The organism is Lacisediminihabitans sp. FW035 (assembly GCF_054880895.1).
This window is the reverse complement of sequence record NZ_CM142187.1, coordinates 201,026-226,676: the sequence shown is the minus strand read 5'-3', so window position 1 is coordinate 226,676 and position 25,651 is coordinate 201,026. Positions and strand designations below refer to the sequence as shown.

General features: G+C 66.4%; 20 protein-coding genes. 12 read left to right on the top strand and 8 right to left on the bottom strand.

All coding sequences use genetic code 11. The features are described 5' to 3' along the window. The first annotated feature begins 79 nt into the window (after positions 1-79). Entirely contained in the window at positions 80-1,378 is a 1,299-nt protein-coding gene (locus ACVXZ4_RS01050; RefSeq protein ID WP_461796407.1) for an ABC transporter substrate-binding protein, read from the top strand. Beyond that, positions 1,378-3,507, top strand: coding sequence for a glycoside hydrolase family 36 protein (locus ACVXZ4_RS01045; RefSeq protein WP_461796406.1), 2,130 nt, complete (start codon positions 1,378-1,380; stop codon positions 3,505-3,507). Before ACVXZ4_RS01050 ends, ACVXZ4_RS01045 begins: the two co-directional genes overlap by 1 nt. 1 nt (position 3,508) lies before the next feature. Here ACVXZ4_RS01045 and ACVXZ4_RS01040 read toward each other — a convergent pair whose 3' ends face one another. Both ACVXZ4_RS01040 and ACVXZ4_RS01035 read right to left on the bottom strand, forming a co-directional pair. After that, positions 3,509-4,849, bottom strand: a complete 1,341-nt coding sequence (locus tag ACVXZ4_RS01040) for an enolase C-terminal domain-like protein (RefSeq protein ID WP_461796405.1) — start codon at positions 4,847-4,849, stop codon at positions 3,509-3,511. Positions 4,850-4,852: 3 nt separating this feature from the next. After that, entirely contained in the window at positions 4,853-5,983 is a 1,131-nt protein-coding gene (locus tag ACVXZ4_RS01035) for a M24 family metallopeptidase (RefSeq protein WP_461796404.1), read from the bottom strand. Between the two features lie 128 nt (positions 5,984-6,111). On the opposite strand from ACVXZ4_RS01035, the gene ACVXZ4_RS01030 reads away from it, so the two are divergent. Further along, the gene (locus ACVXZ4_RS01030) at positions 6,112-7,599 is read left to right on the top strand and encodes a glycoside hydrolase family 43 protein (protein ID WP_461796403.1); all 1,488 of its coding nucleotides are present in this window, start codon (positions 6,112-6,114) and stop codon (positions 7,597-7,599) included. A 6-nt stretch (positions 7,600-7,605) separates the two neighbouring features. On the opposite strand, the gene ACVXZ4_RS01025 is transcribed toward ACVXZ4_RS01030, so the two are convergent. Then, positions 7,606-8,616, bottom strand: a complete 1,011-nt coding sequence (locus ACVXZ4_RS01025) for a LacI family DNA-binding transcriptional regulator (protein WP_461796402.1) — start codon at positions 8,614-8,616, stop codon at positions 7,606-7,608. Positions 8,617-8,827: 211 nt separating this feature from the next. Between ACVXZ4_RS01025 and ACVXZ4_RS01020 the strand changes: the two genes are divergently transcribed. The 6 genes from ACVXZ4_RS01020 to pgm all read left to right on the top strand — a co-directional run bounded on the left by ACVXZ4_RS01020 (position 8,828) and on the right by pgm (position 16,313). Beyond that, complete coding sequence (locus ACVXZ4_RS01020; RefSeq protein WP_461796401.1) at positions 8,828-10,174, top strand: Gfo/Idh/MocA family protein; 1,347 nt, start codon at positions 8,828-8,830, stop codon at positions 10,172-10,174. Beyond that, positions 10,171-11,103, top strand: coding sequence for an NAD-dependent epimerase/dehydratase family protein (locus tag ACVXZ4_RS01015; protein WP_461796400.1), 933 nt, complete (start codon positions 10,171-10,173; stop codon positions 11,101-11,103). The genes ACVXZ4_RS01020 and ACVXZ4_RS01015 overlap by 4 nt, the downstream gene beginning before the upstream one ends. Further along, complete coding sequence (locus ACVXZ4_RS01010) at positions 11,100-12,047, top strand: 5-dehydro-4-deoxyglucarate dehydratase (RefSeq protein WP_461796399.1); 948 nt, start codon at positions 11,100-11,102, stop codon at positions 12,045-12,047. Before ACVXZ4_RS01015 ends, ACVXZ4_RS01010 begins: the two co-directional genes overlap by 4 nt. A 2-nt stretch (positions 12,048-12,049) precedes the next feature. Continuing rightward, a complete protein-coding gene (locus tag ACVXZ4_RS01005; RefSeq protein ID WP_461796398.1) occupies positions 12,050-13,129 on the top strand; it encodes a mandelate racemase/muconate lactonizing enzyme family protein in 1,080 nt (359 codons plus the stop codon). Between the two features lie 36 nt (positions 13,130-13,165). Then, positions 13,166-14,611: an aldehyde dehydrogenase (NADP(+)) gene (locus ACVXZ4_RS01000; RefSeq protein ID WP_461796397.1), complete on the top strand. Its 1,446-nt coding sequence runs from the start codon at positions 13,166-13,168 to the stop codon at positions 14,609-14,611. A gap of 76 nt (positions 14,612-14,687) precedes the next feature. Continuing rightward, positions 14,688-16,313, top strand: a complete 1,626-nt coding sequence (gene pgm / locus ACVXZ4_RS00995; protein WP_461796396.1) for a phosphoglucomutase (alpha-D-glucose-1,6-bisphosphate-dependent) — start codon at positions 14,688-14,690, stop codon at positions 16,311-16,313. 198 nt (positions 16,314-16,511) lie between these two features. Here the strand turns inward: pgm and ACVXZ4_RS00990 are convergent, their stop codons facing one another. Continuing rightward, positions 16,512-16,985 (bottom strand): M15 family metallopeptidase, encoded by a 474-nt coding sequence (locus ACVXZ4_RS00990; protein WP_461798033.1) that lies wholly within the window; start codon positions 16,983-16,985, stop codon positions 16,512-16,514. Between the two features lie 503 nt (positions 16,986-17,488). On the opposite strand from ACVXZ4_RS00990, the gene ACVXZ4_RS00985 reads away from it, so the two are divergent. Next, entirely contained in the window at positions 17,489-19,423 is a 1,935-nt protein-coding gene (locus tag ACVXZ4_RS00985) for an MDR family MFS transporter (protein WP_461796395.1), read from the top strand. Positions 19,424-19,769: 346 nt separating this feature from the next. On the opposite strand, the gene ACVXZ4_RS00980 is transcribed toward ACVXZ4_RS00985, so the two are convergent. Beyond that, positions 19,770-20,615: an AraC family transcriptional regulator gene (locus ACVXZ4_RS00980; protein ID WP_461796394.1), complete on the bottom strand. Its 846-nt coding sequence runs from the start codon at positions 20,613-20,615 to the stop codon at positions 19,770-19,772. A gap of 91 nt (positions 20,616-20,706) precedes the next feature. Here ACVXZ4_RS00980 and ACVXZ4_RS00975 point away from each other — a divergent pair, with 91 nt between their 5' ends. Then, positions 20,707-21,522, top strand: coding sequence for a phytanoyl-CoA dioxygenase family protein (locus ACVXZ4_RS00975; RefSeq protein ID WP_461796393.1), 816 nt, complete (start codon positions 20,707-20,709; stop codon positions 21,520-21,522). Between the two features lie 88 nt (positions 21,523-21,610). Beyond that, entirely contained in the window at positions 21,611-22,588 is a 978-nt protein-coding gene (locus ACVXZ4_RS00970; RefSeq protein WP_461796392.1) for an NHL repeat-containing protein, read from the top strand. On the opposite strand, the gene ACVXZ4_RS00965 is transcribed toward ACVXZ4_RS00970, so the two are convergent. The 3 genes from ACVXZ4_RS00965 to ACVXZ4_RS00955 all read right to left on the bottom strand — a co-directional run bounded on the left by ACVXZ4_RS00965 (position 22,585) and on the right by ACVXZ4_RS00955 (position 25,603). After that, entirely contained in the window at positions 22,585-23,409 is an 825-nt protein-coding gene (locus tag ACVXZ4_RS00965) for a carbohydrate ABC transporter permease (protein WP_461796391.1), read from the bottom strand. The two genes, ACVXZ4_RS00970 and ACVXZ4_RS00965, sit on opposite strands and share 4 nt — an antisense overlap. Beyond that, a complete protein-coding gene (locus ACVXZ4_RS00960; protein ID WP_461796390.1) occupies positions 23,406-24,239 on the bottom strand; it encodes a carbohydrate ABC transporter permease in 834 nt (277 codons plus the stop codon). Before ACVXZ4_RS00960 ends, ACVXZ4_RS00965 begins: the two co-directional genes overlap by 4 nt. A gap of 98 nt (positions 24,240-24,337) precedes the next feature. Then, positions 24,338-25,603, bottom strand: coding sequence for an ABC transporter substrate-binding protein (locus ACVXZ4_RS00955; protein WP_461796389.1), 1,266 nt, complete (start codon positions 25,601-25,603; stop codon positions 24,338-24,340). Between the last annotated feature and the right edge of the window lie 48 nt (positions 25,604-25,651).

Here is a 25,651-nt window from a genome sequence, read left to right as displayed (position 1 = left end):
CGCCCCACGGCGGGCGATCACGAACCGGTCGGCGGCGATCGCCGCACGACACGCGCACGATGATCCAAGGAGAATCCCTGTGAGCCGTTCCCCCTTCCGACCTGCCCTGACTGCGGCAGCCGTCGCGGTGGTGAGCGCACTCGTGCTCAGCGGATGTTCGAGCGGCGCCTCCTCTCCATCGGCGAAACCGGAGAGCGTCAAGCCCGTCACGATCCGCCTGGTCTGGTGGGGATCGGATGACCGCACCAAGGTGACCAACGATGCTGTCGCAGCGTTCGAGAAGAAGTATCCGAACATCACCGTCGCGGCCGAGTCGCTTCCCTTCGACGGGTACTTCGACAAACTCTCCACCCAGGTCGCGGCGAACGATGCCCCGGACGTGCAGCAGCTCACTGGAGACTTCACGATCGAGTACGGCGCGCGAGGAGCTCTCCTCGACATCAATGGTGTCGACACGAGCAAGGTGGATAAGGCCACGCTCAAGGTCGTCAACCTCGACAAGAAACAACTCGGCATCCCCACCGGCATCGGCACGGTCGCTATCATCGCCAACCCCGTGCTCTTCGCGCAGGCCGGGGTCGAGATGCCCGATGACAGCACCTGGACCTGGGACGACTACGAAAAGATCGCGAAGAAGATCTCCGAAGCCAGCCCGGCCGGAACCTTCGGATCCCAGGCACTCGGCACCGACACCGGATTCGGCATCTGGGCCCGCCAGCGCGGCAGCGAACTCTTCACCAAGAGCGGGAAGGTCGGGTTCACGGAGAAAGACCTTTCCAGCTATTACACCCTGACCAAGAGACTCGCCGACGAGGGCGCGGCACCTTCAGCGGACGAGGTATCCGAGCAGGACGGGATCGCGCTCGAACAGAGCGGAACCGCGACCAATCGGTACGCAATGGGCTTCTGGTCGACGCAGCAGTTGACGTCGCTCGAGGCCGTCTCCAAGGACGGCCTCAAAATCCTTCGCTACCCGTCGACAAACGGCAAGATGGGAGGGGCGAAGATGGCATTCGGAGCGGCCCAGTACTGGTCTGTTGCTTCGCGCACGAAGCATCCCGCCGAGTCGCAGAAGCTCATCGACTTCCTGACCAACTCGACCACCGCCGGCAAACTCCTGCTAGTCGGCCGCGGATCACCGGTCAACAGCGCAGTGCGGGATGCTGTCGTGCCCCTCTTGAGCGAATCCGACGCCCAGATCGTGAACTTCGTCGGTGACATCAGCCGAGAGGTCGTGGAGGCGCCTCTGGCGCCCGCCGGAGGCACGACGTTCCAGGCCAACATGCGCCGCTACACCGCCGAGGTGTTGTTCGGGCGACAGACGCCTGAGCGGGCCGCCACGGGACTGCTCGACGAAACCAAGGCGAGCCTGCAGTAATGACAGTCACCACTCATCTCGACGTCGAACTCGGGGGTGTTCGGTTCACGTTGCGGCATTCGCCTGAGGCGCCGGTCTGGCTCACCTCGGTGACCAGCACGGACACCCCCGCGGTGCTCGATGAAGACCTGGTCGGCGGATGCGCCAATCCGCTCGTGGAGCTGTGTCTCTCGGGAGAGAGTCATTCGCGACACAGCCACAACGTGCGACACCGCAACTACTCGGCGAGCCACCGGCTGCGCTATCGGCGCCACGCCCTTCGCACCGTCGACGGCCGTGCCGAGCTCGTGATCGAGCAGCGGGATGCCGAGAGCGGCGTCGCGGTCGTCACCACCCTCACGCAGACCACCGGGGCGACGGTGCGCATCGCGAACCGGCTGGTCAACGAGGGAGATCACGCTGTCGTCGTCGACTACATCAGTTCGCTCGTGCTTGGCGGCTTCGTCGATGCTGCAAGCGACTCCGCGATCGACCGCCTGACGGTGCATTACGCCCACAACGCCTGGTCGACGGAGTATCGCTGGCGAACGGCCACGTTTCGCGACCTCGGCTTCGTCGACGCCGGCATCAGTCACGCCACCAGCTCGACCCGCTCGACCTTCGCAATCGGTGCGGTGGGCAGCTGGTCGACGGGCTCCTCCCTCCCGATGGCCGCGATCGAGGATGTCGCGAGCGCGACCACCTGGCTCTGGCAGGTCGAACATAACGGCGCTTGGCTGGCCGAGTTCGCTGATGTGGGACCGGACTTCTCCGCCATAATCAGCGGGCCGACCTTCCGCCAGCACCACTGGCAGGAACGACTGGCACCCGGCGACGAGTTCGAGACCGTCGCGGTGGCGATCGCCGTGGTGCACGGTGACTTCGATGACGCGGTGGCCGAGCTCACCCGGCATCGGCGATTCAGCCGCCGGCCGCACCCGGATTTCAAATCGACACCGGTGATCTTCAATGACTACATGAATTGCCTGATGGGCGACCCGTCGACGGCAGCGTTGCTTCCGCTCGTCGACCGGGCGGCCGATGCCGGCGCGGAGTACTTCGTGATCGACGCCGGGTGGTATTCCGACGACAGTGGATGGTGGTCAACCGTCGGTGCGTGGGAGGAATCCTCCACGCGGTTCCCGGGCGGCCTCGGCGAGGTCATCGACCGCATCCGCTCCCGGGGGTTGGTGCCCGGGCTCTGGCTGGAGCCCGAGGTGATGGGCGTGAATTCCCCCGCCGTGCACGAACTGCCGCTCGAGGCCTACATGCAGCGCGGCGGCCGACCCGTCGCGGAGTTCGACCGCTACCAGCTCGACTTCAGGCATCCGCTCGTGATCGCGCGCATGAACGGCGTAATCGACCGCCTGGTGGCCGACTACGGCATCGGCTACTTCAAGCTGGACTACAACATCACCATCGCCGAGGGCACTGAGGTGAATACCGAGAGCCTCGGTTCCGGGCTGCTCGGCCACAATCGCGCCTACCTCGAGTGGCTCGCCGGCCTTCTCGACCGCCACCCGCAGCTGGTGCTCGAGAGCTGCTCGTCCGGCGCGATGCGGGTCGACTACGCCCAGCTCGCGGTGTCGCAGTTGCAATCGACCAGCGACCAGGAGAGTCCGCTTTTGAATGCGGCGATCGCCGCCGGCGCGATGACCGCGATCACCCCGGAACAGTCGGCGGTGTGGAGCTATCCGCAACCCGACTGGGACATCGACACCAATGACTTCAGCCTCACCCAGTCGATGCTTCAGCGCGTGCACCTGAGTGGAAGACTCGACCAGCTCGACGCGGCGCAACTCGGCCGGGTGGCCGACGCGATCGCCGTTCACAAGACGCTGCGGCCCTTCATCCGCGAAGCCCTGCCGTTCTGGCCGCTCGGCCACGGTGGCTGGGAAGACCCCTGGCTCGGCGTCGGACTCCGCGCCGGATCGCGCCGCGTTGTCGCCCTCTGGCACCGCCCCGGGCCTGCCCGTACCGGCGATGCGGATGCCGGCCGCACCGTGCGACTGCCGGCGCCGGACGGCGCGCGCGGGCTTCGCATTCTCTACCCGACCGATCGCGGAGTGAGTGTCGCGGCACTGCCGGGCGGCGTCGAGGTGACGATCCCGGCACTGCCGGGTAGTGCCGTCGTCGAATGGACGGTCTGAACTACCAGCGCGGCAGGGTGACTCTGGTACCGGTCACCCGTTCGAGATAGGCGCTGTCATTGCGATGCTCGCGCCCGAGCGCCAGGTAGTCGGCGTGCAGAGCCGCAAGGCGCGCCTTGTCCAGTTCGATACCGAGGCCGGGGGCCACTGGCACTGCCAGCTCCCCGTCGACGAACTCGATCGATCCCGGCACCAGGATGTCGCTCGCCGAGTTCCACGGGTAGTGGGTGTCGCAGGCGTAGCCGAGGTTCGGCGTCGCCGCTGCAGCGTGGGTCATGGCGGCGAGACTGATTCCAAGATGCGAGTTCGAGTGCATTGACAGCCCGAATCCCGCGGCGATGCAGACGTCACCGAGCGCGCCGATGCCCCGGATGCCACCCCAGTAGTGATGATCGCCGAGCACGATCGACACCGATCCGTGCTCGAGGGCCGGCCGCACCGTCTCGAGCGAGACGACACACATGTTGGTGGCGAGCGGAATCGGGGTGAGCTCCGCGAGGCGTCCCATCTGCTCGAATCCGGCGACCGGGTCTTCGAGATATTCGATGAGTCCCTCGAGCTCGACGGCAGCCCGGCGAGCCGTCTCGAAGGTCCAGGCCGTGTTCGGGTCGATGCGCAGCGGCAGATCGGGGAACTCGGCGCGCAGCGCACGGATCGCCTCGATCTCCGCCTCGGGTTCGAACACGCCGCCCTTGAGCTTGAGCGAGCGGAATCCGTAGCGGTCCACCATCCGCCTGGCCTGTCGCACGATCCCGTCGGGGTCAAGGGCCGCGCCCCAGTCATCGCCGATGGCGGGACGAGACGCGGTAGCCGGATGCTCCGCCCACTTGTAGAAGAGGTAGGCGCTGAACGGCACGGTGTCTCTCGCCCGCCCGCCGACCAGGTCGACCACCGGCACACCGAGGAGTTTCCCCTGCGCGTCGAGGCTGGCGACCTCGAGCGCCGAGAACACCCTCCGCCGGTCGAACAGAGAAGCGGGCAGCGGCGCCGGACCGCGGGATTCGGTAGGGCCGGTGCGATCCGCCCATCGCCGCCAGGACGCCTCCGGAGACGTGTCCACCCCGTCGACAAGGCCGGTGAGGAGCGCGTCGATTAACCCCCGAAGGCTCGACGTCTCGAAGACGCTGCGACCGGCGAGGTGCTCGCCCGCAAGGGAGAGCCAGTCGAGTTGCCAGGAGTGCCCCGTGCACTCACCGAGCCCGACGACCTCTCCGCCGCGGCCGTCGTCGACCACCAGTTCGATCACGGCGCGGAGCACGTGGGGCTCATGCACGCCGTCCGAATTGAGCAGCGGAGGGTCCGCGAAGGCGATCGGGGTGACGCGGAGTTCGCGGATGAACATGGCTCAGAGCTCCATCACTGCGGGTCGGGCGAGACCCGCCACCGTGGTCGTCGGCCACGCGGCATCCGTCGTCAACACTCGGAAGCCGTCGGCCGTTCGCAGCATCGTGTCTTCGACCTTCACCCCCGGTGCACTGGGATTCCACGCGAAGGCCTGGTCTACCGCGATGAGATCGGTCGTCTCGGCGGTCGCCCTCGGGTCGCGCCCGTTATAGCCGCAGGGGCCACCCTGATGGTGCCTCATCCATTCGTCCGGGGCGAAGCCGTGCGTGGCGTAGGACGCGGTGCCGGCCGCGAAGGCGTCGGAGAGCCGGCGTCCCGGCACCGTGGCCCGGAAGTAGTCGGCCTCGACCTCGAGGATCCGGGATTGCGCATCCTGCTGTTCGGCGGTCGCTCTGCCGAATCTCACCCAGCGAGTCAGATTGGCGATGAGGCCGCCGCGGCGGGCGCACGCGACGACCATCGCGGTGTCGCCGATGGGGGAGTCTGTGGCGAGGGGATGACGAAACTCCAGCCGGGATCGTCCGGCGGCCAGCAGCACCAGCGGCTCGGCACCGAGGTCGACGAGGGCCTGCGAGATGCGCGCCGTGACCTGGCGCTCGGTGTTCTGCGGGCGTTCCTCACGCAGCACCGCCGTCATCATCGCGGCCACCTCCGCGCAGAGCGCTGTGTAGCGTGCGAGCTCGCCGGGCAGAAGCATCGCCCTGGCCGCTCGGAGCTCTGCGGCGGCATCGGACTCCTGCAGCACTGACGGTGCGACGAACCGGGGGTCGAGCAGTGACGCGTCCCAGCGCACCGACCGCACCGGAATGCCGGTGGGTAGTTCCTCGAGCACCAGCCGCGCCTCCTCGTTGGAATAGGCGACGATCTCGTCACCTTCGCGGTCCACAGTGACGGCGAGCACCGGATCCCCGACGAGCGAGACATGGATGCGCGCACCTTCGAGGTACCAGGAGAGAGCTCCCGGTGAGGTGAGGACGAGGGCATCCGAGCGGTGATCGTCGAGGATGGCGAGCAGTCTCCGGCGTTTCGTCTCGTGGTCGTCACCGGCATCCGCGGGCCTCCCTTGCCGGTGGTCGGACAGGGCGGAGTCGCCGGGAGTGGAAGAGTGGCCGCCGTTCAGCGCCGTGGTCATGTGCGAGTCCCTCCGTATCCGAGCACCGACGACGCTCGACGCGCCGGGGTCTAGGAAACGTTTTCTTGACTACAGTAGCAATCACGCGAGAAATGGTGTCGCTGGCGTGACGAAGGGAGCTCAGGACGGTGGACTACCGCAACCCGATCCTCAATGCCGACTGGCCCGACCTCGATGCCATCAGGGTCGACGACGAGTACTACCTGGTGGCCTCCAGCATCAATCGCGTTCCCGGCCTCCCGATCCTGGCCTCGCCCGACCTGGTGAACTGGCGTCATCTCGGCTCCGCCCTGGCCGTGCTCGAGCCCCGCGAGCACTTCGCCCTTCCCCGCCACGGCGCCGGCGCATGGGCGCCAGCCCTTCGCCACCACGACGGACTCTTCTATCTGTTCCTGCCCGACCCGGACCACGGCATCTTCGTTCTCACGGCGACGGATGCCGCCGGACCCTGGTCTGCGCCGCATCCGCTGCTGCCGGGCCTCGGACTCATCGACCCGTGCCCGCTCTGGGACGACGACGGTCGCGCCTACCTCGTCTTCGCCTGGGCGCGCAGCCGCGGCGGCATCGCGAATCGGCTGAGCGTCGTCGAGATCTCGCCGGATGCCCGTAACGTGCTCGGCACTCCAGTCACGGTGATCGACGGAGACGACCTGCCGGGCTATTCCACTCTCGAGGGGCCGAAGTTCTATCGCCGCGACGGCTGGTATTGGATCTTCGCCCCCGCAGGCGGAGTCACCGAGGGGTGGCAGTCCGTGTTCCGGTCGCGCTCGGTTCTCGGCCCGTACGAGGATCGCGTCGTGCTCGAGAGCGGGGGCGGTGCGGTGAACGGCCCGCACCAGGGAGCCTGGGTCACCTCGCCGGAGGGCGAGGACTGGTTCCTGCACTTCCAGGACCGTGGCCCGTTCGGTCGGGTCGTGCACCTTCAGCCGCTGCGGTGGGGCGACGACGGATGGCCCATGATCGGTGACAACGGACGACCGGTGCTCGATCATCCGGTGCCTGCCCGCGCCGTGGTAGCGGCCCCTTCCGCACCCGTTCGGGACGACGCCTTCCAGGAGGCGCGGCTTGGGCCGCAGTGGCACTGGCAAGCCAACCCTGCCGACGACTGGGCGATGATCGGCGGCGGGCTCGCCCGGTTGCGCGCGGTGCCCGACGACCTCGGGTCCCTCCGGTCGGTGCCGCAGGTGCTCGGCCAGCAACTGCCGGGGGTCGCGAGCACATTCACCACCTCGCTTGCCCTTGACACTCCGGAGCCCGGATGTCGCGCCGGTGTCGTCGTGCTCGGCACGACCTACGCGTGGCTCGGCCTCGCCGCTCGGTCAGACGGATCCCTCGTCATCCGCGCCGCCCGGTCCAGCGCCGGCGACGAGGAGGTCACCGACTTCGGACCGTTGGCCGTCGGCGAGACGCTGCGGCTGCGCATCCGTAGTGACGATGCGGGGCTCTGCTCGCTGGAGTATGCGACAGGAGTGCAGGACTGGTCGGCCGGCATCGAGTTCCCCGCCACCGCCGGACAATGGATCTCGGCTGAACTCGGGCTCTTCGCCTGCGCTCCGCCGGCTGCCGCCGGTACCGCGATCGCCGCCTTCGGGCCTGTAACCATCGTTGACGGTTAGCCGCGATCAAGACCGAACGGGCCCGGTGCTTCCGCGAATCTCGATGCGCGGCTTGAAGTTGATGTTGTGCTCGGGGATCTCGCCCTCGATCAGCGCGCGAAGGCGCTTCCAGGCCTGCTCGCCGAGTTCGACAACGGGTACCGAGGCCGTCGTGAGCGGCGGCGTTGTGAACCGGGCGAACGGGATGTCATCGAAACCGGTCACCGAGATGTCGCCCGGAACGCTGACCCCCTTCTCGCTGAGCCCGTTGAGGAGCCCCATCGCTACGAGGTCGTTGAAGGCGAGCACACCGGTGGCCTTCGACGCGATGACGGCGCCGGTCACCCCGTAGCCGTTCTCGAAGGTGACTCCGGAGGGCAGCGTCACCAGTTCAACGTCGGGGTGAAGCGCGGTGAACGTCGTGAGTCCGTTGACCCTCAGGGTGTTCGACGAGCTCTCCGGGTTGCCCTCGAGGTAGACGATCCTGCGATGACCGAGCGCATAGAGGTGCTCGGCGAGCGGTCGGATGCCCGCCTCATAGTCCGCCGTGAGCACGGGTGCATCCACGCTCGCGCTCTCACGGTTGATGAGCACGACCGGAGTGAGTTGGGGCACGAGGGCCACGAGCACGTCCTCCGGCATCCGGGGCGAGCAGAGGACGATGCCGTCGCAGCGGCGGCGCATCTCCACGGCGAGGATGCTCTCTTCGCTCGTCGTCTCGAACGAGTCGGCGACGAGGATGCGGTAGTCGTCTCTCGCCGCGGCGCGGCTGACTCCGCGCATGATGCTCTGGAACGTCGGGTTGGCGAGATCGGGCACGAGGATCGCGACAGTCATGGTGCGTCCGAGCACCAGCGACCTCGCGAGCGGGCTCGGCGAGTAGTTGAGTTCGACCGCGGCGATCCGCACTCGCGCCGCGATGGCGGCATCCACCGTGAAGTTGCCGTTCATGACCCGGGACACGGTCGAGGGTGACACCCTGGCCAGCTCGGCCACCGCATTGATCGTCGCCGACTTCGAGCGAGCTGAGCGTGCCATTCGATCTCCAGGGAGTGAGCGCGGGTGCCAGGGGTCAGGAAACCCTTTCACAGCACCATACCGGGCGAATGCGTGAGGCGTTTGACGCATCTGGACATTCCTGATCTAATTGCCGTAGCCATCTCAGGAAACGATTTCTCACCGGTGCGAACAGCGCCTGCCGAAGACGGATCAATCCATTCCGAGACGGCCCAACGCCCGGAGGCACTCGATGACGAAGACCCGCTACGCACTCATCGGCGCCGGCATGCGTGCCCGCATGTACGTCGGAGCGATCACCGGCGTGCACTCCGAAGTCGCCGAACTCGTCGCGATCAGCGACCCGAATCCCGGCCGCATGCGATTCCACGCCGACGCCGTCGAAAGCTCCGGAGCCGCCCGACCCACGCTCTACTCGCCGGACGACATCGAGGCGATGATCCGCAACGAGAGGGTCGATCGCGTGATCATCGCCTCTCCCGACTTCACTCATGCCTCGATGGTGGTTCGCGCGCAGTCCGCCGGCGCCGACGTCGTCGTCGAGAAGCCGTTGACCATCGATGCCGACGGATGCCGCGCCATTATCGAATCGAGCGAGCGCACCGGTCGTTCGGTCGTGGTGACCTTCAACTACCGGTACTCGCCGCGCAACTCGGCGCTCAAGCAGCTCGTGCAATCCGGACAGATCGGGGCGGTCACCTCCGTGCACTTCGAATGGGTGCTCGACACCAACCACGGGGCGGACTACTTCCGGCGCTGGCACCGGGAGAAGCTCAACTCCGGCGGCCTTCTCGTGCACAAGGCTTCGCACCATTTCGACCTGGTCAACTGGTGGATCGACGATTCCCCGGTGCGGGTCTTCGCCAGTGGCGGGCTTCGCTTCTACGGAGCAGAGAATGCCCGGGCACGCGGCCTCGACGCGCGGCCAGAGCGCGGTACCGTCGACGGCGCGGTTCAGGATCCATTCCTCCTCGACCTCCGCACCGACGAGACGCTAGCCGCCCTCTACCTGGCCAACGAGCACTACGACGGCTACCTCCGTGATCGGGATGTCTTCGATCCGGGCATCACCATCGAAGACAACCTCTCGCTCGTCGTGGACTACAACGGCGGGCCGAGCATGTCCTATTCGCTGAATGCGCACTCCCCCTGGGAGGGCTACACCGTGTCCATCAACGGCACGAAGGGCCGCGCCGAGCTCACCGTCGTGGAGCGCGGATCGGTACTCGAGCTCGACACTATCGACCCGAGCGCGTCCGCCGAGAACGGGCAGGCCGCGAGCATCCGTCCCGTCAGTGAGCGACTGGTCGTTCAGAGACACTGGGAGAACGCGAGCGAGGTCGAGATCCCCGGCGGCGACGGAGCGCACGGGGGCGGCGACTCGCGCCTGCTTCGCGATGTGTTTCTCGGTGCGGGAGATGACGAACTCGGGCGCCCCGCCGGCTACCTCGATGGCGTGCGTTCAGTTGCTGTCGGCATCGCCGGGAACCTCTCGCTCGAGACTGGTGTGGCCGTGCGAATCGACGACCTGCACCTCGGAGCAGACCTCGCCAAACACCGGACGGCGATCCCCCGATGAGTCGTATCGTCGTCACGGGCGGATCCGGGCGGCTCGGTCGCAGTGTCGTGGAGGCGCTCGCCGAGGGCGGGTACGAGGTGACATCCTTCGACGTCGCGCCGGTGTCGGGGTTGCCGGCCCACCAGGTCGAGATAGACCTCTCGGATGCGGTGGCCACCGCGGCCGCGCTGCGGGCAGCGCGACCCGAGGCCGTCGTGCATCTCGCCGCGATCGCCGTGCCGTTCAGCGCCCCGGAGGCGGTCATCCTGGCTACCAACACCTCCATCGCCTGGAACGTCATCGACGGCGCCGTGGCCGCCGGCGCCACCCGGCTCCTCGCCGCCAGTTCGCCGACCGTGATCGGGTACGGAGCGCCCACCGGCTGGGCGCCGGCCTACCTGCCCATCGACGAGGAGCATCCGATCGCTCCCTGGAACGCCTACGCGCTGTCCAAGCGGGTCATCGAGGAGATCGTCGCCATGGCCGTTGCCCGCGATGGCGCAACGGTGCGATTCGGCATCTTCCGCCCCTGTTTTGTGATCTCCCCCGCCGAATGGACGGGCGCTCCGACCCAGCAGGGCCACACCGTCGCCGAGCGTCTCGACCAGCCGGAGTACGCCGCCGTCTCGCTGTTCAACTACGTGGATGCCCGGGACGCGGCATCCTTCGTGCTCGCCTGGCTGGAACGCGGGGCCGCCGCCCCGAACGGGTCCGTCTTCTTCGTCGGCGCGGATGACGCCTTCGCCAAGAGACCGCTCAGCGAGCTGATCCCGCGATTCCTCACCGGAACGGATGTCCTGGCATCGGCCCTGCACGGAACCGCGCCGGCATTCAGTTCGGCGAAGGCTCGGCGCATCCTCGGCTGGCAGCCACGTCACAGCTGGCGCACGGAACTCGCCCTCGGCGTCTCGCCCTCCGGTCGCCCCATCGCAGAAGGAACCCTCTCGTGACCCCCTCCCCGCTCCACTTCGACGGAGTTCTCTTCTTCCCCGTCACCCCCTTCACCGCGGGCGATACCGTCGACCTCGAGGTGCTCGCCGAGCATGTCGCCTCCCGCCTCCCCCACCTTCCGGGCGGGGTCTTCCCGGCCTGCGGAACCGGCGAGTTCCACGCGCTGTCCGTCGCTGAGGTGGCCGCGGTGGTCGCAACGACGGTCGAGACCGTCGCCGGTCGGGTACCGGTCGTCGCCGGGGCCGGGGGCTCCCTCGGCAACGCCATCGCAGCCGCCCGCAGCGCCTCGGATTCCGGTGCGGACGCCCTGCTCGTGCTGCCGCCCTACCTGGTGTCGGGCACGATGGAGGGGACGATCGCCTATGTCGAGACGATCGCCGCCGCATCCGACCTTCCCGTGATCATCTACCACCGCGGCACGGCGATCTACACGGCCGCCGCGGTCGCCAGACTCGCCCGCAACCCCAAGGTCGTCGGCTTCAAAGACGGCTTCGGCGATGTGGGGCTCGCGCAAGAGATCGTGCGCGCGGTGGTGGCCACCGGTCGCACCGACTTCCAATTCTTCAACGGGCTGCTCACTGCCGAACTCAGCCAGGGCGCCTATCGTGGCCTCGGGATGCCGCGCTACTCCTCTGCCGCGTTCGCTATGGCACCGGAGATCGCCACCGCCCACTATCGCGCCTACGAGTCGGGGGATGAGGACCGCCGCCTGCAACTGCTCGACGGGTTCTACGCCCCGCTCGTACGCCTGCGCGATCAGGTTCCGGGGTTCGGCGTCTCGCTGATCAAGGCGGGCCTTCGCCTCGCCGGTCTCGAGGTCGGATCGGTTCGCCCACCGCTTGTGGACCCGAACGATGCGCAACTCACCGAGCTCGCGCGCGTCCTCGATGCCGGCTACTCGCTGGTCGAGGCGCAACGCTCCCGCGAGTCGGTGGCACCCTGAGCATGACCCCGTCGACGGACGCTCGAATCGCCGCGGTCACCGTCGCCCTCCACACCGCGACGCTGCCCCGGCCGTGGGGACCACAGGTCACCGAGATGCACGCCATCGCGGTGACGGTGCGCTGTGACGACGGCTCGATCGGCCACGGATTCTCCTGGACACCGACCATCGGACCGACCGCGATCGTCGCGCTGCTCGAGCGGGACATCCGCGATTTCGTCATCGGAAGGACGGCCGACCCCGGCGTGCTCTGGGATGATCTCTGGGCGCACCTCCACGAGGCGGGTTCCGGCGGGCTCACTACGATGGCGATGGCGGGAATCGACCTCGCGCTGTGGGATCGACAGGCAGCGGCATCCGGTCGCTCGCTCGTCGACCGGCTCGGACGCCGCCACGATTCTGTACCGGTCTACGGCAGCGGCGTCAACCTGCATTACTCCGAGCAGCAGCTCGTGGCGCAGGTGCGGCGCTGGGTCGCGGCCGGCTTCGGCGCGGTGAAGGTGAAGGTCGGAAAGCCGGATATCGCGGAAGACGTCGATCGCCTCTCGGCGGTGCGCGAGGTGCTCGGCCCCGATCGCGGCCTGATGATCGACGCGAACCAGCGCTGGGATTTGCCGACCGCGCGACACGCCATCGGCCAGCTCACGCGATTCGGACTCGACTGGATCGAAGAGCCGCTTCTGGCGGATGACACCCGCGGCTATGCGGAGCTGCGGACATCGATCGATGTTCCCGTGGCACTCGGCGAGAATGCTCACACCATCCATCGCTTCCGCGACCTGATCGAGGCTGGCGCATGTGACATCGTGCAACCCAACATCGTCAGGGTCGGCGGCATCACGCCCTTCCTCCGGATCGTCGACCTCGCGCGGGCGAACGGCCTCACCATCGCCCCCCACCTGTTGCCGGAGCTCTCCGGGCAACTCGCTCTCGCGATGATCGAACCGGCCTGGGTCGAGGATGTCGAGGACGCCTCCTTCGATACGCTCGGCATGCTCGAACGGCCGACCGGTGTCGTGATCGACCGGGGGCAGCTCACGGCCGACACCGGACCCGGGCTCGGGTTCCGCTTCGCCTCCTGAACTGCCCGCCCCCATCCCCGCACGCTAGGAACCCCCATGGACACCACGCTTCTCGAGCTCGACTCGATCATGGCCGCCGCCGTCGCCGCGGCGCCGAGTGCGGCCGCCGCCAGTGACGACGATCGGGCGCGATGGCTGGAGGCCGTCGCCGCGGCGATCGACTCCGAGACCGACTCGCTCGTCGCAATCGCCGACGAGGAGACGCACCTCGGCCTTCCGCGCCTGCTCGGGGAGGTCGCGCGCACCACCGCGCAACTGCGGCTGTTCGCCGCCGTGCTTCGTGACGGCGGCTATCTCGAGGCCACCATCGATCACCCGAATCCGAACGGCACCCCACCCAGCCCCGACCTGAGGCGGATGCTCGTACCCCTCGGCCCGGTCGCCGTGTTCTCCGCGTCCAACTTCCCGTTCGCCTTCTCCGTTGCTGGCGGTGACACCGCGTCGGCCCTGGCCGTCGGCAACCCGGTCGTGGTGAAGGCCCACCCCGGGCATCCGGAGCTGTCCGTCCGCACCGCGGCGATCGTCGCGCACGCGCTGCACGACGCCGGCGCACCCGACGGCATCTTCGCCCTGGTCGTCGGCTACGACGTCGGTCCGGCCCTTGTACGCCATCCCGCCACGGCCGCGGTCGGCTTCACCGGATCGGTGGTCGGCGGTCGCGCGCTGTTCGACATCGCTTCGGCCCGGCCCGAGCCGATCCCCTTCTACGGCGAACTCGGTAGCGTGAATCCGGTCGTCATCACCAGGCAGGCCGCAGCGGAACGCGGGTCGGAACTCGCCTCCGGACTCGCCGGATCCTTCACCCTCGGCGCCGGCCAGTTCTGCACCAAGCCGGGAGTGGTATTCGTGCCGAGTGGCGCCGGTTTCGAAGAAGCCGTCGGTGCGGCGACCGGCGTCGACGCGCCAGCCGTCCTTCTCACCGAAGCGATCCGGGTGGGCTTCCCTCGAGGGCTCGCCGCCTTGGCCACCGTGCCTGGCGTGCGGGTGATCGCCGGCACGCCCGAGCAGCGGGCCGGAGAGGCTACGGCCGTCGTGCTCGCCACCAGCGTGCCGGCCGTGCTGGCCAATCCGGAGGTGCTGCTCGAAGAATGCTTCGGCCCGGTGACCCTGCTCATCGCCTACGACACCGACGATCAGCTGCTGGCCGCGATCGCCGCGGTGCCCGGCAGCCTCACCGCCACCGTGCAGGCGGGCGACGGCGAGGACATCCGTGCCCTCATCCCCGCCCTGCAGGCGAAGTCCGGGAGGCTGCTCTTCAGCGGATGGCCGACCGGGGTCGCGGTCAACTGGGCCCAGCATCACGGTGGTCCCTATCCCGCAACCACCTCCCTGCACAGCTCCGTCGGCGCGAGCGCGGTGCGACGGTTCCTGCGCCCGGTCGCATTCCAGACCGCGCCGGCATCCGTCTTGCCGCCCGCGTTGCAGGAGCACAACCCTCTCGGCATCCCGCGTCGCGTCGACGGCGTGCTCGGCCGCTCCTGACGCTCGGCCGTTGTGCACAGGGCGGGATGAGATCAAGGCCTATGTCCACCCACCGGCGTGGTGCAAGACTTGCCCCATGAATGCTCGCGCAGGCCAGCCCGCCCAGGAATCCGATCTCGTCAACTTGGAAGCGCTGCATGCGGCGTACTACGAACTGGTGCCGGACGTGAGCATCGCCGAGCAGAAGGTGGTGTTCGGTACCTCCGGGCATCGTGGATCCAGCCTCGACAGCGCCTTCAACGAGACCCACATCGCGGCGATCACACAGGCCATCGTCGAGTACCGAGCGGGGCAGGGCATCAGCGGGCCGCTCTTCATCGGGGGTGACACGCATGCTCTCAGCCATCCCGCGCAGACCACAGCGCTCGAGGTGCTGGTCGCCAACGGGGTGGATGTCCTCGTGGACGAGTTCGACGACTTCGTGCCCACCCCCGCCCTCAGCCACGCGATCATCAAGTACAACGCCGCGCTCGCCGCGGGCGCCCCGCAGGCCGACGGCATCGTGGTGACGCCGAGCCACAATCCCCCTCGCGACGGGGGCTTCAAATACAACCCTCCACACGGCGGACCGGCCGACAGCGATGCCACGAACTGGATCGCTAACCGCGCCAACGAGATCATTGCCGAGGGCAGCCACGCGGTGAAACGTGCCGAACCGAGCGGGGTCGGCACCTACGACTACCGCGGCAACTACGTGAACGACCTCGAGAACATCATCGACGTCGAGGCGATCCGGAAGGCCGGCGTGCACATCGGCGCGGACCCGCTCGGCGGGGCAAGTGTGCACTATTGGAGCGCGATCGCGGAACGGTACGACCTCGACCTCACCGTGGTCAACCCCGGCGTCGACCCCCAGTGGGCGTTCATGACCCTCGACTGGGACGGCAAGATCCGCATGGATCCGTCATCGTCGTCGGTGATGGCATCCGTGCTGCGGCACAAAGACGACTACGACGTGGTCACCGGCAATGACGCCGACGCCGACCGCCACGGCATCGTGACCCCGGACGGCGGTCTGATGAATCCCAACCACTACCTCGCCGTCGCCATCCAATACCTTTACAGCCACCGCCCGCAGTGGGGAGCGGATGCCGCGATCGGCAAAACCCTCGTCTCGAGTTCGATGATCGACCTCGTCGCCGAATCCATCGGGCGCAGGCTGTGGGAGGTGCCGGTGGGATTCAAGTGGTTCGTGCCCGGACTCGTGGATGGATCCGTCGCGTTCGGCGGCGAGGAGTCTGCCGGGGCGAGCTTCCTGCGCAAGGACGGCACCGTCTGGACCACCGACAAGGACGGCATCCTGCTCGCGCTGCTCGCGAGCGAGATCATCGCCGTCACCGGCAAGTCGCCGAGTGTGCTCTACACCGAACTCACCGAGAAGTACGGGGCTCCGGTGTACGAGAGGGTGGATGCCGCAGCGACGAAAGCGCAGAAGGCCGCGCTCGGCAAGCTCACCGGGTCTGCGATCACCGCGACCGAACTGGCGGGCGAACCGATCGTCGCGAAGCTGAGCGAGGCCCCGGGAAACGGTGCAGCGGTCGGCGGCGTCAAGGTCGTGACCGAGCACGCCTGGTTCGCGGCCCGCCCGAGCGGCACCGAAGACGTGTACAAGATCTACGCCGAGTCGTTCCTGGGCGCCGAGCACCTCAAGAAGGTGCAGGCTGAGGCGAAGCTCATCGTGGATGCGGCGCTCGCCGGCTGAACCGCGCCAGTTTTGCTGGTCGAGTAGCGAGCGCCAGCGAATTGCTGGTCGAGTAGCGAGCGCCAGCGAGCGTGTCGAGACCTCCGCCTGCACACCGAGGTCTCGACACGGTCGCGGAGCGACCTACTCGACCAGCGGAGTCGCGGAGCGACCTACTCGACCAGCACGGTCGCGGAGCGACCTACTCGACCCGCAGCGTCACGGCGCGTACGCCGGCGCCGGCGACAGGCCGAAGAACTCCTCGAGCGTGGTGGCACCGGTCCCGTGCAGCTCCGTCGCGAGCGCAAGCCCCACGTACCGATAGTGCCACGGCTCGTACACGTAGCCGGTGACCGCCTGCTTGTCCGACGGATACCGCAGCACGAATCCGAATCGGTACGCGTTGGCCGCGAGCCAGATTCCCTGCGGCGTCTGGCCGAAACAGGCCTGGATGTCGCAGCGGCTCGGTGATGCCGCGATGTCGACGGCGAGTCCGGTCTGATGCTCGCTGAATCCCGGGCGCGCGCTCTGGGCATCCGCCTTCGCCTCCCCGAGGCTGCGCACCAGCGAATTGTGAGTGTTCGTCTGCACGACGAAGGAGCGATAGGCGTTCTGGATCTGCATTGCGCCAGCACCCTCGGCGGCCGCGGTCGCGAACATCGACTGGAGTGCCTCGGCGGCCTCGGCCCGCATGCTGGATGACGCGGCGCTCGAGATGTGCGGGACCGACGGCAGCACCAGGTCGGGTGGAACGTACGAGGCGGGCTGCAGCGGTCGCAGCTTGTCCACCACTACCCAGAGGCTCGTCGGGTCGTCGATCGACAGGGCCTGGCGATTGAAGGTGGGCGTCGGCGTCGGAGTAGGCGTGGGTGTGAGGCTCGGGCTCGGGGAGGCCGAGGCGGTGCGCGAGGGGGTGGGAGCCGGCTCGGCGGCGCAGGCGGCGAGAGGAAACAAGATGACGAGCATCAGAGTGATCGCGACGGTGGGACGCACTCGACGGGATGACATCAGTCGATAGTAACGGCGACCCCGCATCGCGGCCGCGGCACCTCCCATTGTGGGGCGCGGATCGACTTGCGGAATGCTTGCCGCGGGTGTAACTTTGCAGACCACGCAAGATTTTCTGCCACTGATGGACGCGCGTTCTTCAGTGGCCATTTTCGTTAACTCACCCACGCCATACAGATCGAGGATCCATGTCACGCGCCGACGCAGCAACCCGGGCCAAAGAGGTCCACGAGTCCGGGGGGATCATGACTCACCGTCAGATCCTCTTCGTCCTATACGGCCTGATGGCCGGAATGTTCCTCTCGGCGCTCGACCAGACCGTGGTCGGAACGTCGATCCGCACCATCGCCGACGACCTCGACGGCCTCAGCCAGCAGGCCTGGGTCACCACCGCCTACCTGATTGTCTCCACGATCGCGACGCCGATCTATGGCAAGCTCTCGGACATCTTCGGACGCCGGCCGTTGTTCATCTTCGCGATCTCCGTCTTCATCATCGGGTCCGTCGCCTCGGGCTTCTCCACCTCGATCCTCGAACTCGCCGGCTTCCGAGCGATCCAGGGCATCGGCGCCGGCGGTCTCATGGCGCTGCCGCTCGCGATCATGGGCGACATGCTCGCGCCGCGGGAACGAGCCAAGTACCAGGGCTACTTCCTGGCCGTCTTCGGCATCTCCAGCGTCATCGGCCCGCTGATCGGCGGCCTGTTCGCCGGCGCTCCGTACATCCTCTTCATCGACGGCTGGCGCTGGGTCTTCCTGATCAATATCCCGATCGGCATCATCGCCCTCGGAATGGTGCTGCGATTCCTGCACCTGCCCAAGCGCAGCGTCAACCGCAGCGTGCGCATCGACTGGTGGGGTGCAACGACGGTGATCGTCGCCGTCGCGCCGCTGCTGCTCGTCGCCGAGCAGGGTCGCGACTGGGGCTGGGCCTCGGGCGGAGCGATCGCCTGCTACATCGTCGGTGGGCTCGGAATCATCGCCTTCATCATCTCCGAGCGCATGATGGGGGATGACGCGCTCATCCCGCTCAAGCTGTTCAAGTCGTCGACCTTCTCGGTCGCAACGATCCTGGGTGTGCTCGTCGGTTTCGGGATGTTCGGTGCCATCTCCACCGTGCCGCTGTACCTGCAGCTCGTGAAGGGCTCGACCCCCACCGAGAGCGGATTCCAGCTGCTTCCGATGATCCTCGGGCTCATGATCTCCTCCATCGTCAGCGGCCAGCTGATCTCGCGAACCGGACGCTACAAGATCTTCCCGATCATCGGCACCGGCTTCATGGTGGTCGGCTTCCTGATCTTCACGACCATCAAGGCCGACACGAACTACCTGGTGCTCGCCAGCGCGATGCTGCTCGTCGGCCTCGGCCTCGGCCAGCTGATGCAGACCCTCACGATCGCCAGCCAGAACTCGGTGGGACCGCGGGACATCGGCGTCGCCACCTCGTCGTCCACCTTCTTCCGCCAGGTCGGTGGAACGCTGGGCGTCGCGGTGATCTTCTCCGTCGTGTTCAGCGTGGTCGGCGGCTTCATCAAGGCCAACTTCACCAACAAAGGCACCCTGCGCGCGGCGCTCGATGCCGCCCTCAATCCGGCGATCGCGAACGCCCCGGCCAACAAGGGCATCATGTCGAAGATCTACGACTCGATCGTCGGTCCGATCAAGCAGAACCTGCCCGCGCAGGTCGACCTGTCCAACGCGACCCAGCGTCACCAGATCGTCGACAGCGTGCTCGCCAAGATCACGCCCGGCAGTACTGGCGGCGGGGCGACGACCTCGCTCGACGGCAACACCTCGTTCCTCAACAACGCCAACCACGCGCTCGCGGCGCCGTTCCTCAACGGCTTCTCCGACGCCATGGTGCGCGGGTTCTGGGTGAGCCTCGTAGTGGTGCTGATCGCCTTCATCCTGAGCTTCTTCCTGAAGGCCACCCCGCTTCGCCAGAAGTCGGCTCTCCAGGAGGTCGCCGACCAGGATGCCGCGATCCTCGCCACCCAGGCGGCGGAGATGATGGGCGCGCCGCTCGAGCCCGACACGAGCGACCGCGACAGCGGCAGCGACCGGGACGGCGGCAGGCCCGACGGATCCGCCGATGACCGGGTCGGTGCTTCGCCGAAACCGTAGCGAAGGCAGTTCACCCGAAAGGGCGGTTCACCAGGATTTCTGGTGGACCGCCTTTTCTGTACGGTCCGGGCGCCGGGCGTCATCGTGGTCTGTCCCTCAGTGCGCCACCTGCTCAGCCCTCCGCCAGCTCAGAAGGAGGCCCGGCCCCGTTCGCGGATCAGGAGTGACGCCCTTTTGTCGGCGTGTCACTCCGCAACACGCCGTAATTCGCGCACGCCTCCTGATCCGTGAACAGGCAGATCGAGGGTTCGACCCTGCTGTGACGACGCCGGGTGCGATCCTGCCGCTCCCAGCCATGCTGGACTCCGTCGGCCGACGTGGAAAGTCGGGCGGACTGCAGACACAGTCAGGCCGAAACGGCACCCAGGGAGAATCCGGCCCGATACTCACGCGGGGTCATCTTCTTCACGTCGCGGAAACGACGGTTGAAGTTGGAGAGGTTGGTGAAGCCGCTGTCCACGGCGATCGACGCGATGCTCCGGTCTGTATCGCGCAGCAGGCGACAAGCGGCGTTGACCCGCACGACGTTGAGGTAGATGGTGACGCTCGAGCCCGTGCTCTTGGAGAACAGCCGGCTGGCCGAACTCGGAGTCAGGTGCGCCGCATCCGCGATGTCGGAAAGGGTGAGATTCGAGGCGAAATCGGTGTGCATCAGTCTCACCATGGATTCGATCCGCTGGGCGGAAACCAGGTTGAGTGCCGGGGTCTCCTGGTCGCTCGCAAGCACCTCCGCCTTACGGTGCGAGAGGTCGAGAAGAAGCGAGACGAGGCCGAGGGTCTTTTCGGCCGGGTGCGCGCTCTCGAGTCGGCGGATCGCCTCGTCCTCGATGTGGAACGACACCCCGCGGCGCGAGGAATTGAGCAGGGCGGCCACACCGGCGAACAGCGGGATGTCGAAAAAGGCGTCACCGAGGAAGTCCCGCTTGAACTGCATCACCACCGCCGAGTGCATGAGATCTCCCGGGGTGGACACATACGTGTGCGGCACTTCTGGGCCGATGAGCGTGAGATTGCCCGGAGAGTACTCACCCACGGAATCGCCGACGAGGCGCGTGCCCTGCCCCGCCCTGATATAGGTGAGTTCGAATTCGGGGTGGAAGTGCCACACCGACTCGAACTGGGGAACCTCGATGGTGGTGATCGCCCAGGTGAGCGGGAAGGTCGGAACGATGTGTTCGAACGATGCCAGCATGAGATTTTTCCTCCCGTGTGGGGACAAAATAGTATCACAACCTGAAATCAGGGACGTTGTTCGGTGACCGGATGTGGACGATTCTGTACTCATGACCACCACACTTGAGAACATGAAGACGAGATACCCCATCTCGTTCGAGACCATTCAGAAGTTCAACGAGGAGGGCTTCGTGAAGCTCTCCGATGTCCTCGACCCCGAGGCACTCAAGGTCTATGAGGCCGAGATCACCGCCAAGGTGAAGGAGCTCAACACCCAGCACCTCCCCCTCGAAGAGCGCGACACCTATGGCAAGGCGTTCCTGCAGGTATCGAACCTCTGGCAGCACAGTGAGATCGCCAAAGAGTTCGTCTTCTCCGAGCGTCTCGCGGCGATCGCGGCCGACCTGCTCGGCGTCAAGGGCGTTCGTCTCTATCACGACCAGGCTCTCTACAAGGAGTCGGGTGGCGGCATCACCCCTTGGCACGCCGACCAGTACTACTGGCCGCTGTCCAGCGACCGCACGGTCACTGTGTGGGTGCCGCTACAGGACACCCCAGAGGACATGGGCCCGCTCTCTTTCGCGCGCGGCAGCCAGAAGCACGAGTTCGGGCGCGACCTGCCGATCAGCGACGAGTCGGAGGCCAAGCTCAAAGTCGATCTGGCCGAGGCGAACTTCCCGCTCGTCGTCGAGCCGTTCAAGCTCGGTGATGTCTCTTTCCACACCGGCTGGACCTTCCATCGCGCCGGCGCGAACAACTCGGGATCGCCTCGTGCCGTGATGACCGTCATCTACATGGATGCCGACATCACGATCATCGAGCCGACCAACGAGTTCCACGAGCGCGAGGTCAACGACTGGCTTGGCGGCACCCCCGTCGGCGAGGTCCCCAACGGGCCTCTCAATCCGGTGCTGTACTCCGCCTGATAGTCCACCATCCACCGCAGCCCGGGACGCACGCGCGTCCCGGGCTGCTCTACGGTTGCCGCGGAGTGTCGCAACGAGAGAGGTCACTATGAGCACAATCGACTGGAGATACTTGGTTCCCGACACCGCGGACGACCCGGGTTGGTCGCATTCCGGTATCGCTGTAACGGATTCCGGTGTCGTGATCTTCGCCGAACCCGCGGGCGGGGGACTAGTACTTTATCGTCCCGCCGTCGAGAATGACGCGTTCACCGTCGAACGCCGCAGGGTTCCGCTACTCGAGATCCACGGCATCTTCTACCAACACGACGAGCGCGGCGAGGCACTCTGGCTCGCCGATCCCGGTTTCAAGGCGCGACCTGAGCTCGGTTATGCGACCGAATCCGCCCCGGGTCAGGTCGGTCGTTTCGACCTGTCGAACTTCGATTATGCGCCGCTCCCCGCCCCTCCCCGTTCCGCCACCGGCGCGGGATGGGAGCCGACTTCGGTCGTGGCGACCCGGGTCGGCGCCGACGAGGCGGAACTCGTGATCGTCGCGGACGGCTACGGCTCTAGCCTTGTGCACCTCTATCAGGACGGCACGCTCGTGCGCACCATCGACGGCAGCGAGAGCGGCGTCGCCTTCGCGTGCCCCCACGGGGTTGTGGTCGACGATCGCTCCGGGCATCCGCTTCTCGTCGTCGCGGACCGCGGTAATCGGCGACTCGTGATCTTCGAGCTCGACGGCACCTTTGTGCGAACCCTGGAGGACCCGCTCTTCACCAGCCCGAGCAGTCTCGCCCTGCGCGGAGACGACCTGCTCGTCACCGAACTGGACGGGGCGCTGTTAGCGGTGAACGCGGATGGGGCGCGAGCGCTCATCGAGACCCGATCCGAGCGGGGGCGCCCGGGTTGGCCGAACGTCGAGCGCGAGGACACGTTCGCCCGACCGCAGCTCGAACTCGGCATGCTCAACAGTCCGCATGGCATCGCGGTGGGGCCGGACCAGTGCGTGTATCTCACCGAATGGGTCATCGGCGGGCGCCAGCTGCAGCTCACACTGCACGACGAGGCCACTCGCGATTAGCCCTTCAGGCCACCGGTAACGGTCTGCACGAACTGCTTCTGGAAGATCGCGAACACGATGATGACCGGGATCGCGGTGAGCACGGAGCCCGCCATAATCCCGCCGTAGTCGGTCGTGTACTGCCCGACCAGGTTCTGGAGCCCGACAGTCGCCGTGAACGAACTCGGATCGTTGAGCAGCGACGAGGCGATGACGAACTCCTGCCAAGTGTTGACGAGCACATAGATTCCGGCCGAAGTGAGCGCCGGCGCGAGGAGCGGGAGTACCACCCGACGAAACGCGGCGAAGTGACTACAGCCGTCGATGGCCGCGGCCTCATCGAGCTCGCGCGGGATGTCATCGACAAATCCCTTCAACAGCAACATGCACACGGCGGTATTGAGACCGGCGTAGGCAATCCCAAGGCCGATCACACTGTTGAAGAGGTGAAGGTCGGCCCACAACTTGTACAGGGGGACGACCATCGAGACGGCGGGGATGACCTGCACGACGAGAATCAACCAATAGAGCGCATTGCTGCCCCTGAAGGTGAATCGTGAGAAGGCGTATGCTGCCACAGCACTGACGAAGACACTCACCACAGAGGCGACCAAACACGCGATCGCGCTGTTGACGAGATTGCCTGGCAGGCCGCTTGTCAGCACCTTGACGTAGTTGGCGAAACCCAGGTTCGAGACGTCGAAGAAGGATCCGGTGAGCACGTTCGCTTGCCTTAGCGACGCCATCAGCACCCAGGCGAAGGGCACAACGACGATCACCAGGATGACGAGCAGAACGAGGTTCGGTCCGACGCTCGCCAATCGACTTCTGAGGGTATTCATGACCGTGCTCGCTTTCTTCCGGCAACCAGCCTGACGATGACGGGCACGAGCACGATCAACAGGATGATGACGGAGAGCGCTGATGCCTTGGCGAAGTCGAAGTTGGAGAACGCGGTGTTGTAGACGAAGATCGGCAGCGTAAGCGTCGCACTGTTGGGTCCGCCGCCGGTCATCAGGTAGATGCCGTCAAAGTAGTTGGATGTCGCGATCACCCCGAGCACGAGGCTCGTGGTCACGATCGCGCGCATCTGGGGAAGCACGACCCTGATCAGCGTCTGGAATGAGCCGGCACCGTCGATCTTCGCGGCCTCCCGCGTCTCCTCCGGCACGGACTGGAGCCCGGCGAGGAGCAGCAGGAAATAGAAGGGGAACCCTTTCCAGGCCGCGGCGACGATGACCGCGATCATGGCCGTATTACTGTCGGCGAGCCAGGCCTGCTGGGTCGGAAGCCCGACCGCGGTGAGCACTGTATTGATCAGTCCGTTGTCGTTGTAGAAGATCACCCAGATGTTGGCGACGACCACACCGGGCAGCACCCACGGGATGATCAGGATTGTGCGGATGCGTCGGATGAAGAACGTATTGCGATCGGCAGCGAGCGCCGCGATCGCGCCGAGCAGGAACTGCAGGGCGGTGACACCGACCGTCCAATAAACGGTGAGGAGAATCGACTGGTAGAAAACCGGGTCTTTGAGCAGCGCGGCGTATTGGTCGAAACCGACGAACGTGCTCACTCCCCCCGACGCCGTCGTGAAGCTCGCGAAGATGTTCTGCAGGATCGGATACCCGACCACGAACGCCAGAAGAGCATAGGCCGGAATCAGCCACACGTACGGCTGTACGGAAGACCTTGGTTTCGCCGGCCGGCGCGGGGCAAGTATCCCCACGCCGGCCGTCTTGATCGATGTCACCACATGCCCCGCAATTTCTATTTGGTGAGGGTTGCCTGGAACGCCGTGTTGGCCTTCGCGAGAGCATCCTGCACGGAATCAGTGCCCTGCAGGATGGACTGCACCGCGCTGGTGAGCAGGTTTCCCTGCTCGACGAGCTTGTCGCTCAGCGGGATGGGGTTGTCGGCGTTCTCGCTGAGGATCTTCCAGTAGATGTCATACTGCGACGCCTTGAGAGTTGTCGCTGCATCCCGTCCGGAGAGGGTCGCTGGCATGAGGCCGGTGAACTTCACGAGGTTAGCCGGCTTGTACATATCGGTCACGAAGGCCTTGATGACAGCCGACTTGTCGGACTTGACGTAGGCCGGAATACCGAGAACCCAACCGCCGGTGCTCGAGTAGGTCGTCTTATCCTTCGGAAGGGTCTGGCCGAGCTCGAAGACCGCCGGGTCCGCTTTTGACGGAATCGTCCAGAACCCGTTGTACTGCATGCCCACCGTACCCGCGGCGAGGCCCTCATCACACGATGCCTCCGACGTCGAGACGATGTTGGACTTGCTGCCGGTCGCGGCGAGGTCCTTGAAGAACGTCACGCCTCGAACGGCCGCCGAGCTGTCGATTGTCGCCTTGGTGCCGGCTTCGTTGATGAATGCGCCGCCGGATTGCTTGATGAACGGGCCGATGTTGGAGTTGATTGTGTACTCCTTGACGCCGCCGACGTAGCAGAAGCCCTGAATGCCGTTGCCAAGGGCTTGGATCTTCTGCGCCGCGTTGAGAATCTCCGAGTAGCTCGCGGTGTCGCCGAACGGCGCGACGCCAGCCTTCTCGAATAGCTTTTTGTTGTACTGGATGACGCGCGTGCCGGTGTCGATCGGGATCGACACCTGCTTGCCGTCGAACTGGGCGGCCTTCAGCAGGTTGGGGTAGAAATTCTTCGTTGCCAGGTCGCCCGACGTTCCGACGACCTTGGTGATGTCCTGCAGGAAGCCCTTGCCGGCGAACGACGGCATCGAAGTGCCGTTGATCTGGGCGAGGTCCGGACCCTGTCCGGCGCTGAAGGCCTGGCCGAGTGCGTTGTCATAGTTCGCGAACGGGATCTCGCGAACCGTGACCTTGTAGTCCGGGTGGCTCTTGTTGAAGCTGGCCACGTAGGGCGCGATCGTCGGTGTGCCGGCGGGAACCCAGAGGCTCAGCGTCTTGCTCGCCCCCGACGTGGATGAGCCGTTCGAAGCGCATCCGGCCAGGGCGAGGGACGCCGTGAGTGTCACGCCGACGATTGCGGCGAGCTTTCGTGATCTGTGCATTTTCTCTTCCTTGAGTGCTGGTGACGAATCAGTTGGGGGGTGATGCTG